This window comes from Mesorhizobium sp. ANAO-SY3R2, assembly GCF_042466635.1.
Lineage (GTDB): Bacteria > Pseudomonadota > Alphaproteobacteria > Rhizobiales > Rhizobiaceae > Aminobacter.
The window spans coordinates 1,389,084-1,404,669 of sequence record NZ_CP159955.1 but is presented as its reverse complement, the minus strand read 5'-3'; the positions used below and the strand labels follow the sequence as shown (position 1 = coordinate 1,404,669).

Sequence of the window (15,586 nt, the reverse complement as noted above, 5' to 3'; positions counted from 1 at the left end):
CCACGGCACGTTGCCATGCATTGGTGCTGAAGGTGGACGAGTGTGGGCATTTCCGCCATGCGTGATGTCGCTTCCTTCGCGCTACTGGTCGCCGCCACCGCAATGAGCGCAATTTGCCCGGTCCATTATGCCCGCGACATTCGCCCTTGCCGTGAGGATTCCCATGACCGTGGCCCCGCTTGCGACCGAACCGGCACCCGCTGACGACCGAACCCGCCGCGGCGGCCGTGCCGGCAAGCGGGCGGGAGCATCGTCGGCCTTCGAGCAGCCGCCCTTCCGCCAACTCAAGATCCCGTTTCCGCCAACCAAGCTGATTTCCGACGACGAGCTTGAATCGATCCATCTCGCTTCGCTCAGGGTTTTGAAGGAGATCGGCGTCGACGTGCTGCACGACGAGGCACGCCGCATCATGAAGGCGCATGGCGCGGACGTGCGCGACGGCTCCGAGCGGGTCCGCTTCGATCCCGACATGATCCTCGAGCTGATTTCGCATGCGCCGGCGGAATTCACGCTCCATGCCCGCAACCCCGCGCACAACGTCCGCTTCGGTGGCAACAATGTGGTCTTCTCGCAGATGGCCTCGGCGCCCAACTGCTCCGACCTCGACCGTGGCCGGCGACCCGGCAACCAGGCCGACTACCGCAATTTCCTGAAACTCGCCCAGATGCACAACATCCTGCACACCACGGGCGGGTATCCGGTCGAGCCGGTGGACATCCACCCCTCGATCCGCCACCTCGAATGCATCCGCGACCTCGCCACGCTGACCGACAAGGTGTTCCACATCTACTCGCTCGGCAAGGAACGCAATGTCGACGGCATCGAGATCGCCCGCATCGCCCGCGGCATTTCCCGTGAGCAGATGATGGAGGAGCCCTCGGTCTACACCATCATCAACACCAACTCCCCGCTCAAGCTCGACGTGCCGATGATGGAAGGCATCATCCAGATGTCGTCGATGGGCCAGGTGGTGATCGTCACCCCCTTCACGCTTTCAGGTGCCATGGCACCAGTGACCATTGCCGGCGCGCTGGTGCAGCAGAACGCCGAAGCGCTTTCGGGCCTGGCCTTCACCCAGATGGTGCGCAAGGGCGCGCCCGTCGGCTATGGCGGCTTCACTTCCAATGTCGACATGAAGTCTGGCGCACCCGCCTTCGGCACGCCGGAATACATGAAGGCGCAGTTGATCGGCGGCCAGCTTGCCCGGCGCTACAACATTCCCTACCGCACCTCCAATGTCTGCGCCGCCAATGCTGTCGACGCGCAGGCGGCCTATGAAAGCGTCTTTTCGCTTTGGGGTGCGATTCAGGGCGGCGCCAACTTCATCCTGCATGGCGCCGGTTGGCTCGAAGGCGGCTTGCGCTGTTCCTACGAGAAGACGATCCTCGACATCGACCTGTTGCAGATGGTGGCGGAGTTCCTGACCCCGCTCGACCTGTCCGAGGACGCGCTCGCCATCGACGCCATCCGCGATGTCGGCCCGGGCGGCCATTTCTTCGGCACCCGGCACACGCAGGACCGCTACAAGAACGCCTTTTATCCGCCTGTTATCTCCGACTGGCGCAACTTCGAGACCTGGGCCGAGGCCGGCTCCCCCACTGCAGTGGAGCGCGCGAACCGTATCTGGAAGGAGCGCCTGGCGTCGTACGAGGAGCCATGGATGGACCCGGCGATCCGCGAAGAGCTCAACGCCTTTGTCGACAAGCGCAAGGCCGAGGGCGGCGCGCCGACGGATTTCTAGGGAGGGCTATATGCACAAGCGCGAAATCAACTCGCCCGATGCGCCGGCACCCGCTGGCGGCTACGCTCAAGCGATCGAGGTGACGAACAATGCACGCACGCTGTTCATCTCGGGCCAGATCCCGGTAGCGAAAGACGGAACCGTTCCCGCCGATTTCGAAGGCCAGTGCCGACTGGCCTGGCAGAATGTCGAGGCCCAGCTACACGCCGCCGGCATGAACCTCGACAATCTGGTCAAGGCCACGATCTTCCTGTCCGACCGCGCCCATGCGCTCGACAACCGGCGCATTCGCGCCGAGGTGCTCGGCGACCGCAAGATCGCGATGACCGTCATCATTACCGGCATCTTCGACGAAGCCTGGCTGCTGGAAATCGAAGCCGTGGCGACCGCCTGATTCAATCACTGAACTCCTTGATTCATTTTTGACACGACTGGACCTAAGCTGATGAAATCCCATGTGAAAGCAGTTGTCATTGGTGGCGGCGTGGTGGGCTGCTCGGTGCTGTTCCACCTCGCCCGCGCCGGCTGGACCGACGTCATGCTGATCGAGCGTTCGGAGCTGACTTCCGGCTCGTCCTGGCATGCCGCCGGTGGCTTCCATACGCTGAACGGCGACCCCAACGTCGCCAAGCTGCAGGCCTATACGGTTCAGCTCTACAAGGAACTGGAGGAGATCTCCGGCCAGTCCTGCTCGCTGCACCTGACCGGCGGCGTCATGCTCGCCGACGGCCCGGAACGCATGGACTTCCTGCGCCTTGCACATGCCAAGGGACGCTATCTCGGCATGGACACCGAACTGATCACGCCGTCCGAAGCCAAGAAGATGTTCCCCCTGATGGACGAAAAGCACTTCGTCGGCGCCATGTGGGATCCGGTCGAGGGGCATCTTGACCCATCCGGCACCACCCATGCCTATGCCAAGGCGGCAAAGAAGCTCGGCGCCGAAATCGTGCTGCGCAATCCGGTCAAGGAGCTGACGCAAGACCCTGACGGCACCTGGAACGTCATCACCGAACTCGGAACGGTAAAGGCCGAGCACGTTGTCAACTGCGGCGGCCTGTGGGCGCGCGAGGTTGGCCGCATGGTCGGCGTCGAGCTGCCGGTGCTCGCCATGGAGCACATGTATCTGCTCACCGAGCCGATGCCCGAGGTCGAGGCCTTCAACCGCGAGACCGGCCGCGAGATGATCGGCGTGCTCGATTTCAAGGGCGAGATCTACACGCGCCAGGAGCGCAACGGCATCCTGCTCGGCACCTATGAGAAGGCCTGCAAGCCATGGTCACCTGTTAACACGCCGTGGAATTTCGGCCACGAACTTCTCGCGCCGGACCTCGACCGCATCGCCCCTTCGCTGGAGATCGGCTTCCAGCACTACCCCGGCATCGCCAATGCCGGTATCAAGCAGGTCATCAACGGCCCCTTCACCTTCGCCCCCGATGGCAATCCGCTGGTCGGACCGGTGCAGGGCCTGACCAATTTCTGGTGCGCCTGCGCTGTCATGGCCGGCTTCAGCCAGGGCGGCGGCGTCGGCTTGGCACTCTCCAACTGGATGGTCCATGGCGATCCCGGCTTCGACGTCTGGGGCATGGATGTCGCGCGCTGGGGCGAATGGGCAAGCCTGCGCTACACCAACGCCAAGGTCCGCGAAAACTATTCGCGCCGCTTCTCGATCCGCTTCCCCAACGAAGAGTTGCCGGCGGCACGCCCGGCGCAGACCACGCCGCTCTACGACACCATGGTCGCGCAGAACGCCGTCATGGGCGACAGCTGGGGACTGGAAACACCGCTCTGGTTTGCTCCGCAAGGCACGGAACCCAAGGATGTCGTCTCCTTCCACCGCTCCAACGACTTCGAGCACATCGGCAACGAGGTCCGCGCCACGCGCGAGCGCGTCGGCGTCACCGAAATCGCCAACTTCGCCAAATATGAAGTCTCCGGCGCGGGTGCGGAAGATTTCCTCAACCGACTGATGACCAACCGCATGCCGAAGAAAGGCCGCATCGTGCTGACGCCGATGCTCAACGAGTTTGGTAAACTGATCGGCGATTTCACCATAGCCAGGACCGGCGACGACAAGTTCATGATCTGGGGCTCGTCGGCGGCGCAGAAGTACCACATGCGCTGGTTCGAAAAGCATACGCCTAAGAATGGCCCAAGGGGGGCAGAGGTGCGCATCCACCGCTTCGACCAGACGCTGGTTGGCCTGTCGATCGCCGGTCCGAAGTCGCAGGCGCTGCTGCAAAAGCTGGTCGACGTCGACGTGTCGAGCAAGGCCTTCCGCTTCATGGACTTCCGCGAGATGGCCGTCGGCGGCGCACCCTGCATGGTCAACCGCATCACCTATACGGGCGATCTCGGCTACGAAATCTGGATGCAGCCGGCCTACCAACGCCTTGTCTACAAAGCGATCAAGGACGCAGGCGAAGAGTTCGGCATCATCGATTTCGGCATGCGGGCGCTGCTGTCGATGCGGCTTGAAAAGAATTTTCCAACATGGTTCCGCGAACTCCGTCCGATCTACGGGCCGTTCGAAGGTGCGATGGAGCGCTTCATCAAGCTCGAGAAGAACGACTTCATCGGCCGTGAGGCGGCGGCCAGGGAACACGCCGAGGGTCCGAAGCTGCGCCGCGTCTCCTTCATCGTCGACGCGACCGACGCCGACGTGATGGGCGACGAGCCCATCTGGGCGAAGGTCCCGACCGACTACGGCACCGTCGAGAAGCCACATGGCTATGGCGCGCCGAGATTCGACGAAACCGGCAAGGAGGTCTCGGGCTCCATCGCGGCCGAGGGCGCGTCGGCGGTGCGCGGCATCGTCGATGGCGAGTGGCGCGTCGTCGGCTGGGTCACCTCGGGCGGCTATGCCCACTACGTCGGCAAGTCCATGGCGCAGGGTTATGTGCCGGCGGCACTGGCCGAGAACGAGACGGGCGGCCTGTTCGAGATCGAAATCCTCGGTCATCGCCGCCCTGCCCGCATCAATGTCGAACCGCCCTTCGATCCGTCAGGCGAAAAGATGCGGGGCTGACGGCGCCGTCCGACGCCCCGATTGATGGTGAAAAGAAAACGCCGGGGACGGGCCCCGGCGTTGTCATGTCGGCTATGGCAGCGGCTCAGGCCTTCTGCGTAGCGGTTTCCTGCTTCACGTCGGGCTCTTCCATGCGCGAAAAATAGTTGGCCACTAGCGCGCCCGAGATGTTGTGCCAAACGCTGAACACCGCGCTCGGCACTGCCGCAAGCGGCGAGAAATGCGCGTTGGCAAGAGCTGCGCCCAGGCCGCTGTTCTGCATGCCGACCTCGATGGCGATCGCCTTGCGCTTGGCGAGCGAGAGGCCGGCGGCGCGGGCAGCGAAGTAGCCCAGCAGCAGACCGAGGCCATTGTGCAGTACGACCACGGCGAAGATCACCAGGCCCGACTGCGCGATGTTGGCCTTGTTGACGGCGACGACTGCCGACACGATCAGCACGATGCCGACGACGCTGACCAAGGGCAGCATCGGCTCGGCTGCCTTGACCAGCGACGGCGCGAGTTTCTGCAGGATGAAGCCGAGTGCCAGCGGAACCAGGATAACCTTCACAATCGACAAGAACATGCTCATGGCATCGACAGGCAGGTACTGGCTGGCGAACATCCACACCAGGAACGGCGTAACGATCGGTGCGAGCAGCGTGGTCACGCTGGTGCAGGCGACGCTCAGCGCCACATCGCCCTTGCCGAGATAGGTCATCACATTGCTGGCGGTGCCGCCAGGGCAGCAACCGACGAGGATAACTCCGGCGGCTACTTCCGGCGACATCGGGATCAATTTTGTCAGGATAACTGCCAGCAGCGGCATGATGATGAACTGGCCGAGCACGCCGATGGTTACATCAAAGGGACGGCGAGCGACCTCGGAGAAATCCTTGGCCGATATCGTAAGGCCCATGCCGAACATGATGATACCAAGCAGCACCACGATCCATGGCGCAAAGATGCTGAAAGTTGTGGGGAGCACGAAGCCGAGCACGGCGAACACGATCACCCAGATGGCGAAACTGCGGCCGATGAAGTTGGAAAAAGCAGCAATGGTTTTCACGAAGGACGTCCTTGGGGGGATTCTTATTGGGAAATGGCTTTCGCCGCGGCGCGACAGAAAGTTGCGCGCTTGTCCCTCTAAATTAGCAAATCCGCAATCAAAAACGCCGGGTTGCGACTTTTTAACAATGACGCAACGTTAGGAAAATCAAGAACTTGGAGAGTGAACGAAACACTCCGGCGGCACCGAAAGCGCCGCGATGTAGGGCAATCCCTTGCGCTTGGCAGTCCAACCGACGACAGTGAGTTCGTCGGCAGCCGGCTCGAAGCGTTGCGCCAGGTGCCAACTGCGGCAGTCGATGGTCGCAACATCGGCGCGGCCCTCGGCGATGGCCACGATCGAGGCGCGATGGCCGCCGCTCTCGATGCGTTCGGAGAACATTTCCAAGCCTTCGCCCAAGCTTGCCAGATCCCTGGAAATGCCGAGATAGCCGGACATGGAATCGTGGCTGTTGAAGACAAGGCGCTTGCCGCAGATCAGATCGCGCGGGATCGAGGGGGCATTGTCTGCGGGGGCTACGGCATGCCTCGAGGCAATGTCGCTACGTCGCATGACGATGGCGCTGGAATAGAGTTCGCCCCGCCCGCCCTCAACGTCGTCATAGCTCGGCTGGCCGATGACGCGAACCAGCGGCGCAAGCCCCGTGGTCTCCATGGGGCCCCAGCAGGTCTGGCCAAGCAGCAGTTTGGGGTGCCGCCAAAGCGTCGGCAGATCGAACTCGTCGGGCGGTAGGGTGGACGGATCCGGCGCAATCACCCTGCCCACAGCATCGCGAATGCCGCCCGGCACTGCCGGCACGTCGGCATTGCGCCGGACGAGCGTTTCTGGCGCGTCCACGCCCGCCTTCCGCAGGGCGCCGCACAGCTTTGCCCATTGCGCATCGACCTGATCGCGCAATTCCGGCCAGTCATACATGGGCAGCGCGGCAATGAAATCGCTCATGGCGTCACTTCAACTGGGACAGCATGGAAGCGCAATCGGACAACGGCTATTCTTTGGGTGGCTCAGCTGGCACCGGCGCGGTGCCCAGGCCGTTGACATTGCGGGCCCGGATGCGCGGCGCAAATGCCCTGCCCGGCTCCGGCGCCCGGCGCAACACCGGATGCACCACCGGTTCCTTGACCCGGAAGGCATAGGCGCGGACGAGCGCGAAATAGTTCGGATAGGCATAGCCCTTGTTCATCCTGAGCCATTCGCCGCGACGTTCGCGAAACAGCGCCGGCAGCCTGTACCACGCCACCGTCGGGCTCTTATGGTGGACGAAGTGCAGGTTGTTGTTGAGGAACAGCAGCGACAGCGGCGAGCGCTCGACGATGATGGTACGCCCCTCCGGATGCTCCGACCATTGATGCTCGGCAAAGGTGCGGATCGCAATCAGCGACTGTCCGAACCATACGGGCCCCAAGACGTAGAGCCACAGCGGCAGCCCGAAGCCGAAATGCACGAGCGGCAGCACGATGAGAAGACCCGCGCCATGCAGGATCCAGGCTGTCCTTATGGCCTTGTTGCCGGCACGGATCGCCCTGAAATCACCAAGGATGAAGCCGACGGATGACAGCAGAGGTCCGATCACGAAGCGGCCGGCCATGGTGTTATTGATCCGCAGCATCAGCCTCATCGCTTCGGGAAGGCCCTCATGCTGCCATAGCGCGCAATAGTAGCTTTCGGGATCATCCAGCGGATCGGTCAGGCGCTCGTCGGCATGGTGGCGCAGATGCAGGGCCTTGAAGCGGCGATACGGCCAGACGAGGCCGATCGGAAGCGATACCAGCGCCTCGTTGACATGCGCATTGCGCGTCGGGTGCCCATGCAGAACCTCATGCACCAGCGACGACTGCAGCGCCACCGTCAGAGTCATTACCGCAAGTGCAATTACCGGCCACGCCGGCCAAATTACCAGCCCCGCGACGAGCCAGGAGCCGTAGCAGGCGACAATGAGAAACACTGTCGGCCATTCGACCGCCATGGTCGTGCCGCGTTTGTTTCCCCGCTTTGCCATGCTGTTTGTCCCATGCCCCCTGGAACGCGACGGTTCCTGACATAACGTTGTCAGTAATCAAACGATACTTCAACGCGACAATGCGCACATAGCGTTTACATTGCGCCGCATGGACATCAAACGTTGTACTTAGTAAACACGTGAGGCGATCTGTTGGTCCTGGTGCACCAAGTTGCCGCCAGGGCAATCCGAACCCGGACAGCTGACCATGGACAAACGCGACCTATCGGAAGTCTTCAGGGAACGTCTCAAGGCGCTTGTGCAGCGTTCCGGCCTGAACCAGTCGGCATTTGCGGCGTCGGTCGGCATCGATCGATCCGCCCTTTCGCAATTGCTGTCGGGCGCCACGACCAGGCTGCCCCGCGCCGAAACGCTTCTGACCATCGCCTCCACCCGCAATGTGTCGCTCGACTGGCTGCTCGGCCTCAGCCAGGATGAAGGGGTTACCGGAGAGATCCGCGAAAGCCTGGAGATCGAGGAGGCGTCAGGCGGCTTCGAACGCACGCTGCTTGCCAAATGGCATGCCGAGGCAGCCGGCACCAAGATCCGCTACGTTCCCGCCGGCATTCCCGACCTTCTGAGAACGGAGGTTCTGGTCGACTACGAGGCCGACATCTCGAACCGCAACCGCGAGACGCAGGCAGGCGAGACGCAATACCGGATCGACTACAATCGCCGGCCCGAGACCGACATGGAGGTCTGCATGCCGCGCCACACGCTTGAGATTTTCGCGCGCGGGCTGGGTGTCTGGTCGGGCTTGCCCGATCGCGAACGAAAGCAGCAGCTACACCACATGGCCGACCTGCTCGACGACCTCTACCCCACCTTCCGCCTGTTTCTCTATGACGGCCGCATGCGCTACTCGGTGCCGTACACGATATTCGGCCATCTTCGCGCCGCCATCTATGTCGGCGACATGTATCTCGTCCTCTACGCCACCGAACCGATCCGCACGCTGACGCGCCATTTCGACAATCTCATCCGCGCCGCCGACGTCAACGCCCACGAGGCGGCAGCCTATGCCAGAGGCCTGGCGGAAACGCATTTCGCCACCTGACACAACCACGCCGATTGACCGGATATAAAGAGTTCCTTATATCTTTATCTATCCTCTTCGCTGAAGGCCCCCTGATGAACAACCCGATCGATACCCTGCTTGCCGAGAAAGGCATCCTGCTCGCCGACGGCGCTACCGGCACCAACCTTTTCGGCATGGGCCTCGAGGCCGGCGAAGCGCCGGAGCTGTGGAACGAGAGCGCGCCGGAGAAGATCACGGCGCTGCACCAGAAATTTGTCGAGGCCGGCGCCGACATCATCCTGACCAACTCTTTCGGTGGGACGCGCCATCGCCTCAAGCTGCACCATGCGCAGGACCGCGTCCACGAGCTCAACAAGCGAGCCGCCGAGATCGCCCGCGCGGTTGCCGACAAGGCAGGGCGCAAGGTTGTCGTCGCAGGCTCGGTGGGGCCGACCGGCGAGCTTCTGGTTCCGCTCGGCGCGCTGACATATGGCGAGGCGGTCGACGCTTTCGCCGAGCAGATCGAGGGCCTGAAGGCCGGCGGTGCCGAAGTCGCCTGGATCGAAACGATGTCCGCACCCGACGAGATCCGCGCCGCTGCTGAAGCCGCGATCCGCGTCGGCCTGCCCTACACCTATACCGGCTCATTCGACACAGCCGGCCGCACCATGATGGGCCTGCTGCCCAAGGACATCCACGGCGTTGCCGAGGGCCTTGCGGAAGCGCCGCTCGGCGTTGGCGCCAACTGCGGCGTCGGCGCCTCCGACATCCTGGCTTCCCTCCTCGACATGACCGCGGCGAAGCCGGAGGCAACGGTCATCGTCAAGGGCAACTGCGGCATCCCCGAATTCCGCGGCACCGAGATCCACTATTCCGGCACGCCTGAACTGATGTCGGACTATGTCCGCCTCGCGGTCGATGGTGGCGCCAGGATCATCGGCGGCTGCTGCGGCACCTCATTCGAGCACCTCGCCGCCATGCGCAAGGCGCTCGACGGGCATGTAAAGTCGTCGCGCCCGACGGTCGAAACGATCGTCGAGCGTATCGGCCCGATGCGCAACAAGCTTGCCGACGCCAATGCAGGCGAAGGCGAAGCTCGCCGCGAGCGCCGCCGCCGGTCCTGACCGCAATGCCGGAACGAACAAGGCCGACGAGGTGCTCCTCGCCGGCCTGTTTTTTTGCGACAGAAGTTCGCCAGCTAAGCCACCGGCAATGTTCAGCTATTCGCTGTTTTCCGCATAGATTGCGCGGGCCGATTGGAAATCGGTACCCCCTCCATCGACACGGCGCATCAACATCATCGCATCGGATGTGCCGACGTCGCTCAGTTGCTCCAGCACATGCCGGAAACGCTCATTTTTTAGCGCCGACCATGCTGTCTGGTGGGCATTTTCGACATCCTTGTCGACCGTCCTCGACGAATTGGCAAAGCCGAGCGTTGCTCCAGACGCTCCGCGCGCGGCAAATGCAGACTCCTTGGACGGCACGTGAATGTGGCTCGGACGCTGCGACGGCCCCTGTGGTCCAACATTCGACCCTACTTGCGACGCGGCAGGCGACACGACTGCCTCGACCGCGCGTACTGTCTGACCGGTTCCCGAGGCCAGACTTCCAATATGCATCATCGACTCCAGTCACATTACATTCCAACCGGGCGTAGCAGCGACCTCTTACGATCTTGTTCCCGGTCAGGATCACAATTTACATAAATCTTACGGATTTGCCGTGCGAGCTTACAAATGACAGCTTGGATATGGGCAACACCAGACTGCAAGCCACTTTAGTAACAGCTTTCTTTGAAAACATCAGACTGTTTGCCCGGCCGCCCAGCCGGAAGACCAGGCCCACTGGAAATTGTAACCGCCGAGCCAGCCGGTGACGTCGACGACCTCGCCGATGAAAAACAGGCCTGGTACAGATCTCGCCTGCATCGTCTTCTGGTCGAGCGCCTTGGTGTCGACTCCGCCAAGTGTGACTTCCGCCGTGCGATAGCCTTCCGAACCGGCCGGCTTGATGCGCCAGGCGTTGACAGCGGCGTCGATCATTTTCAGCTGGGCATCGCTGAGGTCGGCAAGGTGCCCTTCAAACCCAGCCCGCTCGGCGACCAGTTGCGCCAGCTTCTTCGGCAGATGGGGTGCCAGCGCGGTCTGCACCGCCTGCCGCCCGTTGCTGCGCCTGGCATCGCGCAGCAGGCCGAGCACATCCGTTCCCGGCAGCATCGAAATGCTGATCTCGTCGCCCTCGCGCCAGTAGGACGAAATCTGCAGGATCGACGGCCCGCTGATGCCACGATGGGTGAAGAGCATGGCCTCCGAAAACCGCGTCTTGCCGCAGGCGACTTCCGCATCGACCGCGACACCAGCCAAGGGCGTCAACCTCTCCAGCGTGTTCGCGTCGAAGGTCAGCGGCACAAGCGCGGGGCGCGTTTCGACGACAGGCACGCCGAACTGCGCAGCAAGCTCGTAGCCGAAGCCTGTCGCCCCCATCTTGGGGATCGACTTGCCACCACTGGCTACGACGAGCGATTGGCAGGCGATCCGGCCGGTGCCCAATTGAAGCTCGAACCCGGCCTCGGATTTGCCGACCCTCTCGACCTTGGTCGCCAGACGCATCTCGACGCCAACGCCGCGCATTTCCTCGACCATCATGTCGATGACCTGGCGCGCCGAACCATCACAGAAGAGCTGGCCGAGCGTCTTCTCGTGATAGGCAATGCCGTAACGCTCGACGAGCGCAATGAAATTCCGCTGCGTGTAGCGGCTCAGCGCCGAGATGCAGAAATGCGGGTTCTGCGACAGAAAATTCTTCGGGCTGGCATGGATATTGGTGAAGTTGCACCGCCCGCCACCAGAGATACGGATCTTTTCACCAGGGGCTGCGGCATGGTCGAGGATCAGCACTGAGCGGCCGCGCTTTCCGGCTTCGGCGGCACACATCATGCCGGCCGCGCCGGCACCGATCACCACGACATCATAGGATTGCATTTCGGACTTGTACCCGCAGTCGACTGGCGACGCGCGGTTCCCTGCTTTTCGGCTGGACTGCTCGCATGCCTGATAACCGACCCAGCACGAATGGCAAGATGCGGCTCTAGCCTAGCGTTTCGGCAAAAAGCGTCGTCAGCCGCTTCCAATGACGTTCCGCACCGGCTTCGTTGAAGACTCCATGGTCGGGCACGCACCAACCGTGCCCCATGCCGACATAGTTCTCGATGATGTGGTCAACTTCCGCCGATCGCAGCGATGCGGCAAGCAATGCGGACTGTTCCGGCGGAAAGCTGCCGTCGACGCCGGCGCAGCCGACATAGACGCGCGCCTTGATCTGCGCTGCGCTCCGATGCGGGCTGTCGGGCGCATCGCTGGCGAGATTGCCACCATGGAAGCTCGCGGCCGCAACGATCCAGTCTGGATAGGCTGCGGCCGCGTTGAGAGCACGGGCGCCGCCCATGCAGTAGCCGACCGCGCCGATCGGACCCGAGATGCCATGCGAGGCTAATGCGGCAATGAACGCGCCGCTATCGCGCATGGTCATGCCCTGTGTCGTTTCAGCGATGATGGCGCGCAGCTCGGTGCGGGTCTTTTCCACCGCAAATGCGGTCTTGGCATCGAACGGCCCATAGGCACCGTGCCGGTAAAACAGGTCCGGCACCAGCACCGCATAGCCATGCCCGGCCAGCCGCTCCGCCATATCGTCCAGGGCCGGGCGCGGCCCGAAGGCGTCCATGTAGAAGATGACCCCAGCCCGCGCGCCCGGTTGACCAAACAGCCCCGCCTCGGCAACGCCGTCAGGGGTCTTGATCTCGATCTGTCGCTTGGTTGCCACGGGACGTCTCCTTCCTGCGTTTCAGGCGAGAAAATAAGGGTTTCGCCGGCCGCTGCAATACCAGGTGCGGCACCCGTCAGCTGTCGCCCTCAATCCGGACGGTCCTTGCCCCAACATGCAGCGCACGGCCAGCACCAATCCCCATGACCGCAGCTACAAGGCCTAGCCCCACGAACAGGAACGCCGTGGCGGCGAAGCCACCGGTCCAGCCGCGGATCAACCCGACAACCAGCGGACCGAATGCCGCCAGCACATAGCCGACGCCCTGCGCCATGCCGGACAGATGTGCTGCGACATGCGAATCCGGCGAACGCAGTACGATGATCGTCATGGCCACCGCAATCAGACCGCCCTGCCCGATGCCTTGCAGGATTGCCCAAAACAGCACCGTCGAAGTCGGCGCGAAGAGAATACCAAGCAATGCGATAACGGCCGCGGCGACCGAGGCGACGGTGACGCCACGCTGGTCCTTGCAGCACACTGCGAAAGAAGGCACCGCCAGGCAGGTCACCACCTGCGCCATCACCGACACAGAGACGATGGCTCCGGCAGTGGTGGCATCAAAGCCGCGCTCGCGCAGGATCGGCGCGAGCCAGCCGAAGACACAATAGGCGAGCGCCGACTGGAAGCCCATGAGCAACGTGATCTGCCAGGCCAGGCGATCCCGCCACAGGCCGACAACGCGAAAGCCGCTATGGCTCGCCTGCCTCCGACTGCCAAGCGCCTGCGGCGTCCAGATCATCAGCACGATCATCGCCGGCACGGCCCAGGCAGCGAGCGCACCGGACCAGGAACCGGTCAGATGGTGTTCGATGGGCAACGTCAGGCCGGCGGCACTGGCAGCCCCCGCGCACAGCGCCATTGTATAGAGCCCCGTCATGATGGCCGCCTTGTCGGGGAAGTCGCGCTTCACCAGGCCCGGAAGCAGCACATTGCCGATGGCAATTGCGCCCCCCGCCATGAAGGTGGCGAGGAAAAGCAGCGGCACAGATCCGAACCCGCGCAAGCCCGTCCCCACAGCCAGCAGAAACAATGCGCCGAGCAGCGTGCGTTCGGCGCCGTAACGCTGGGCCAGCTTCGGCGCGAAAGGTGCAAACAGGCCAAGGCAGAGCACCGGCAGCGTCGTCAGCAGGCTGGCACCTGCGGTGGAAAGCCCGGTTTCCTGCATCACCTCCGGCAACAACACCGACAGGCTGGAAAACAGCGGCCGGAGATTGAAGGCGATGAGCACAAGACTTGCGCCAAGCACGAAACGCGCACTTTGGCTGCGCAAGGCGGGTGGTTGCGGCTCGGGCAGGCTGTCGGCTTCAGCGTCGACGAGTTGGCCGTCCAGTCCCTGAACGGTTGTGTGGCGAGCCGTCGGCTCCGATTGACGAAAAGTCTGGTTCATTGCGCAAGAAGCCGATCAAGTTCGAGTAGTACCGGCGCCATGAAGGCGCGGACGGAGGCGGCGGCACGGTCGGGGTCGCCCGAAGCGACCGCCTCGACGATTGCGACGTGGGCGTTCTGGTCCGGTTCGGGCAGATCGCCGCCGAGCGTGGCCTGGATGGCTTCGGCTATGGCGGCGGTGAAGAAGTCGTAGATCTCGATCATCGCCCTGTTGCCGGACGCCTCGACGACCGATCTGTGAAAGGCGATATCGCGACGAATGAAAGCGTCGCTGCCGATGTCGGCCACCGTGCCGCGTGCGTCGAGCAAGCGGCGCATGTTCTCGAGATCGGCGGGCGTGTGGCGCAACGCTGCAAGCCGTGCGGCCTCGACGTCCAGCGCCGCACGCGCCTCCCACTGATCGCGCAATCCGGTGCGCTTGACCCGTTCGAGGGCTGCGGTGGGGTCTACTGCGGAACGAACATAGGTGCCAGAACCCTGCCGGGTCTCCAGAAGCCCTTGCGAGACCAGCGCTCGCACTGCCTCGCGCACGGTGCCGCGACTGACCGACAGAAGCTCGGCGAGCGCCGCTTCATTGGGTATGCGCGCGCCGACGGCCCAGCGGCCGCTGACGATTTCGGCGCGCAGGCTAGAGGCTGCGCTGTCGGCAAGGTTTATGCGGGTAGCAGGCTGCATCGGCCTATTCATCAAGTCATCGGATGACTTGATGAATAGTCTGGCGAGTGGTTGCGGTCAATGGGGCAGTTTGAGGTGGCAAGGCAACACAGGACAGAACAGCGGCCCGCACACTGCCTAGATCAGCCTGCTGCGGCCGCAAAACTTGCCATATGGAAAGCCTGCACGTCGGCCGGATAGCGATAGGCCGCGCCATATGGACAGGCGTTGCGATCAAGGCAACCACCGCCCCGGCAGGCTCCGCCTTGCGGCCCACGCACATGGCCGAGACAGGCCTGATAGGCGAATCCGGTTTCGGTGTAAGCGTCCACCGGACAGGCTTTCAGACAAGGTTTCCCGGGACATAGGTCGCAAAGGTGAATCGGCTCGTGAGGAACCTGAAACGGAATTTCGACGTCGAACAGCAGCGCCCCGCGATAGGCGTGCCACAGGCCGTATTCGGAGTGCATGAGGATGCCAAGCGGCGACGGCTTCAGCCTCTCCGCCCGCCTCGCCCATTGCTGGAACGGCATGTAGGGCCTGTCCGAAGGTGAGACGGCACAGGCACCGAATTTTTGCGCCACTGCCCCGATGACCTCGCGCGACCAGCTATCGAGCGGATTTTGCAACTCCGCCGGCTGAGTTTTCCGCCAGCGCTGAAAATGCGGCCATGGCGCCGCTCCCGCCTGCCCGACCAACAGCACCGACCTGGCCGGCAAACCGGATGGACCGGGTGGAGCGTCGTCGGCTTCCCCGAAAGCAAAACCGCCGCGCTGAATGAGCCCATGCCCGGCCAGCGCGGCGGAAATATCTTCAAGCTTGAAGAGCGACAAATGTCACCCCTTCGGGCCCGGGTCGGAGAATGCGCTCCGCCAGACTTCCTTGTG

Annotated in this window: 14 protein-coding genes; 5 read left to right on the top strand and 9 right to left on the bottom strand. The window is 63.1% G+C overall.

Annotation, left to right across the window (positions count from 1 at the left end; translation table 11 throughout):
- The first annotated feature begins 163 nt into the window (after positions 1-163).
- Genes ABSY17_RS11530 through ABSY17_RS11520 form a run of 3 tightly spaced genes read left to right on the top strand, consistent with a single transcriptional unit; the run spans position 164 to position 4,769 of the window.
- Positions 164-1,741: a trimethylamine methyltransferase family protein gene (locus ABSY17_RS11530; RefSeq protein WP_378950424.1), complete on the top strand. Its 1,578-nt coding sequence runs from the start codon at positions 164-166 to the stop codon at positions 1,739-1,741.
- A gap of 10 nt (positions 1,742-1,751) precedes the next feature.
- Positions 1,752-2,135: a RidA family protein gene (locus ABSY17_RS11525; RefSeq protein ID WP_378950421.1), complete on the top strand. Its 384-nt coding sequence runs from the start codon at positions 1,752-1,754 to the stop codon at positions 2,133-2,135.
- A 51-nt stretch (positions 2,136-2,186) separates the two neighbouring features.
- Positions 2,187-4,769, top strand: a complete 2,583-nt coding sequence (locus ABSY17_RS11520; RefSeq protein WP_378950418.1) for an FAD-dependent oxidoreductase — start codon at positions 2,187-2,189, stop codon at positions 4,767-4,769.
- Positions 4,770-4,854: 85 nt separating this feature from the next.
- On the opposite strand, the gene ABSY17_RS11515 is transcribed toward ABSY17_RS11520, so the two are convergent.
- The 3 genes from ABSY17_RS11515 to ABSY17_RS11505 form a co-directional block, all read right to left on the bottom strand.
- Complete coding sequence (locus ABSY17_RS11515; protein WP_378950415.1) at positions 4,855-5,817, bottom strand: bile acid:sodium symporter family protein; 963 nt, start codon at positions 5,815-5,817, stop codon at positions 4,855-4,857.
- A 147-nt stretch (positions 5,818-5,964) separates the two neighbouring features.
- Positions 5,965-6,759 carry a phosphate/phosphite/phosphonate ABC transporter substrate-binding protein gene (locus ABSY17_RS11510; RefSeq protein WP_378950412.1) on the bottom strand — a complete coding sequence of 265 codons (795 nt, stop codon included), beginning with the start codon at positions 6,757-6,759 and terminating at the stop codon, positions 5,965-5,967.
- A gap of 46 nt (positions 6,760-6,805) precedes the next feature.
- Positions 6,806-7,816 carry a fatty acid desaturase gene (locus ABSY17_RS11505; protein WP_378950409.1) on the bottom strand — a complete coding sequence of 337 codons (1,011 nt, stop codon included), beginning with the start codon at positions 7,814-7,816 and terminating at the stop codon, positions 6,806-6,808.
- A 208-nt stretch (positions 7,817-8,024) separates the two neighbouring features.
- Here ABSY17_RS11505 and ABSY17_RS11500 point away from each other — a divergent pair, with 208 nt between their 5' ends.
- Both ABSY17_RS11500 and bmt read left to right on the top strand, forming a co-directional pair.
- Positions 8,025-8,873, top strand: a complete 849-nt coding sequence (locus ABSY17_RS11500) for a helix-turn-helix domain-containing protein (RefSeq protein WP_378950406.1) — start codon at positions 8,025-8,027, stop codon at positions 8,871-8,873.
- A 74-nt stretch (positions 8,874-8,947) separates the two neighbouring features.
- On the top strand, positions 8,948-9,958 hold the full coding sequence (gene bmt, locus ABSY17_RS11495; RefSeq protein ID WP_378950403.1) for a betaine--homocysteine S-methyltransferase: 1,011 nt from the start codon (positions 8,948-8,950) through the stop codon (positions 9,956-9,958).
- Positions 9,959-10,054: 96 nt separating this feature from the next.
- On the opposite strand, the gene ABSY17_RS11490 is transcribed toward bmt, so the two are convergent.
- The 6 genes from ABSY17_RS11490 to ABSY17_RS11465 form a co-directional block, all read right to left on the bottom strand.
- Positions 10,055-10,459 carry a hypothetical protein gene (locus ABSY17_RS11490; protein ID WP_378950400.1) on the bottom strand — a complete coding sequence of 135 codons (405 nt, stop codon included), beginning with the start codon at positions 10,457-10,459 and terminating at the stop codon, positions 10,055-10,057.
- A 180-nt stretch (positions 10,460-10,639) separates the two neighbouring features.
- Positions 10,640-11,818, bottom strand: coding sequence for an NAD(P)/FAD-dependent oxidoreductase (locus ABSY17_RS11485; RefSeq protein WP_378950398.1), 1,179 nt, complete (start codon positions 11,816-11,818; stop codon positions 10,640-10,642).
- 106 nt (positions 11,819-11,924) lie between these two features.
- On the bottom strand, positions 11,925-12,656 hold the full coding sequence (locus ABSY17_RS11480; RefSeq protein ID WP_378950395.1) for a dienelactone hydrolase family protein: 732 nt from the start codon (positions 12,654-12,656) through the stop codon (positions 11,925-11,927).
- 76 nt (positions 12,657-12,732) lie between these two features.
- Complete coding sequence (locus ABSY17_RS11475; RefSeq protein ID WP_378950392.1) at positions 12,733-14,046, bottom strand: CynX/NimT family MFS transporter; 1,314 nt, start codon at positions 14,044-14,046, stop codon at positions 12,733-12,735.
- Positions 14,043-14,720, bottom strand: coding sequence for a FadR/GntR family transcriptional regulator (locus ABSY17_RS11470; protein WP_378950389.1), 678 nt, complete (start codon positions 14,718-14,720; stop codon positions 14,043-14,045). The genes ABSY17_RS11475 and ABSY17_RS11470 overlap by 4 nt, the downstream gene beginning before the upstream one ends.
- A 122-nt stretch (positions 14,721-14,842) precedes the next feature.
- Positions 14,843-15,532 (bottom strand): hypothetical protein, encoded by a 690-nt coding sequence (locus ABSY17_RS11465; protein WP_378950386.1) that lies wholly within the window; start codon positions 15,530-15,532, stop codon positions 14,843-14,845.
- Between the last annotated feature and the right edge of the window lie 54 nt (positions 15,533-15,586).

Bases quoted from the DNA above. Each gene is read 5' to 3' on its own strand.
- ABSY17_RS11530 (WP_378950424.1), top strand. From the start codon at position 164: ATGACCGTGGCCCCGCTTGCGACCGAACCGGCACCCGCTGACGACCGA.
- ABSY17_RS11525 (WP_378950421.1), top strand. From the start codon at position 1,752: ATGCACAAGCGCGAAATCAACTCGCCCGATGCGCCGGCACCCGCTGGC.
- ABSY17_RS11520 (WP_378950418.1), top strand. From the start codon at position 2,187: ATGAAATCCCATGTGAAAGCAGTTGTCATTGGTGGCGGCGTGGTGGGC.
- ABSY17_RS11510 (WP_378950412.1), bottom strand. From the start codon at position 6,759: ATGAGCGATTTCATTGCCGCGCTGCCCATGTATGACTGGCCGGAATTG.
- ABSY17_RS11505 (WP_378950409.1), bottom strand. From the start codon at position 7,816: ATGGCAAAGCGGGGAAACAAACGCGGCACGACCATGGCGGTCGAATGG.
- ABSY17_RS11500 (WP_378950406.1), top strand. From the start codon at position 8,025: ATGGACAAACGCGACCTATCGGAAGTCTTCAGGGAACGTCTCAAGGCG.
- bmt (WP_378950403.1), top strand. From the start codon at position 8,948: ATGAACAACCCGATCGATACCCTGCTTGCCGAGAAAGGCATCCTGCTC.
- ABSY17_RS11490 (WP_378950400.1), bottom strand. From the start codon at position 10,459: ATGATGCATATTGGAAGTCTGGCCTCGGGAACCGGTCAGACAGTACGC.
- ABSY17_RS11485 (WP_378950398.1), bottom strand. From the start codon at position 11,818: ATGCAATCCTATGATGTCGTGGTGATCGGTGCCGGCGCGGCCGGCATG.
- ABSY17_RS11475 (WP_378950392.1), bottom strand. From the start codon at position 14,046: ATGAACCAGACTTTTCGTCAATCGGAGCCGACGGCTCGCCACACAACC.
- ABSY17_RS11470 (WP_378950389.1), bottom strand. From the start codon at position 14,720: ATGCAGCCTGCTACCCGCATAAACCTTGCCGACAGCGCAGCCTCTAGC.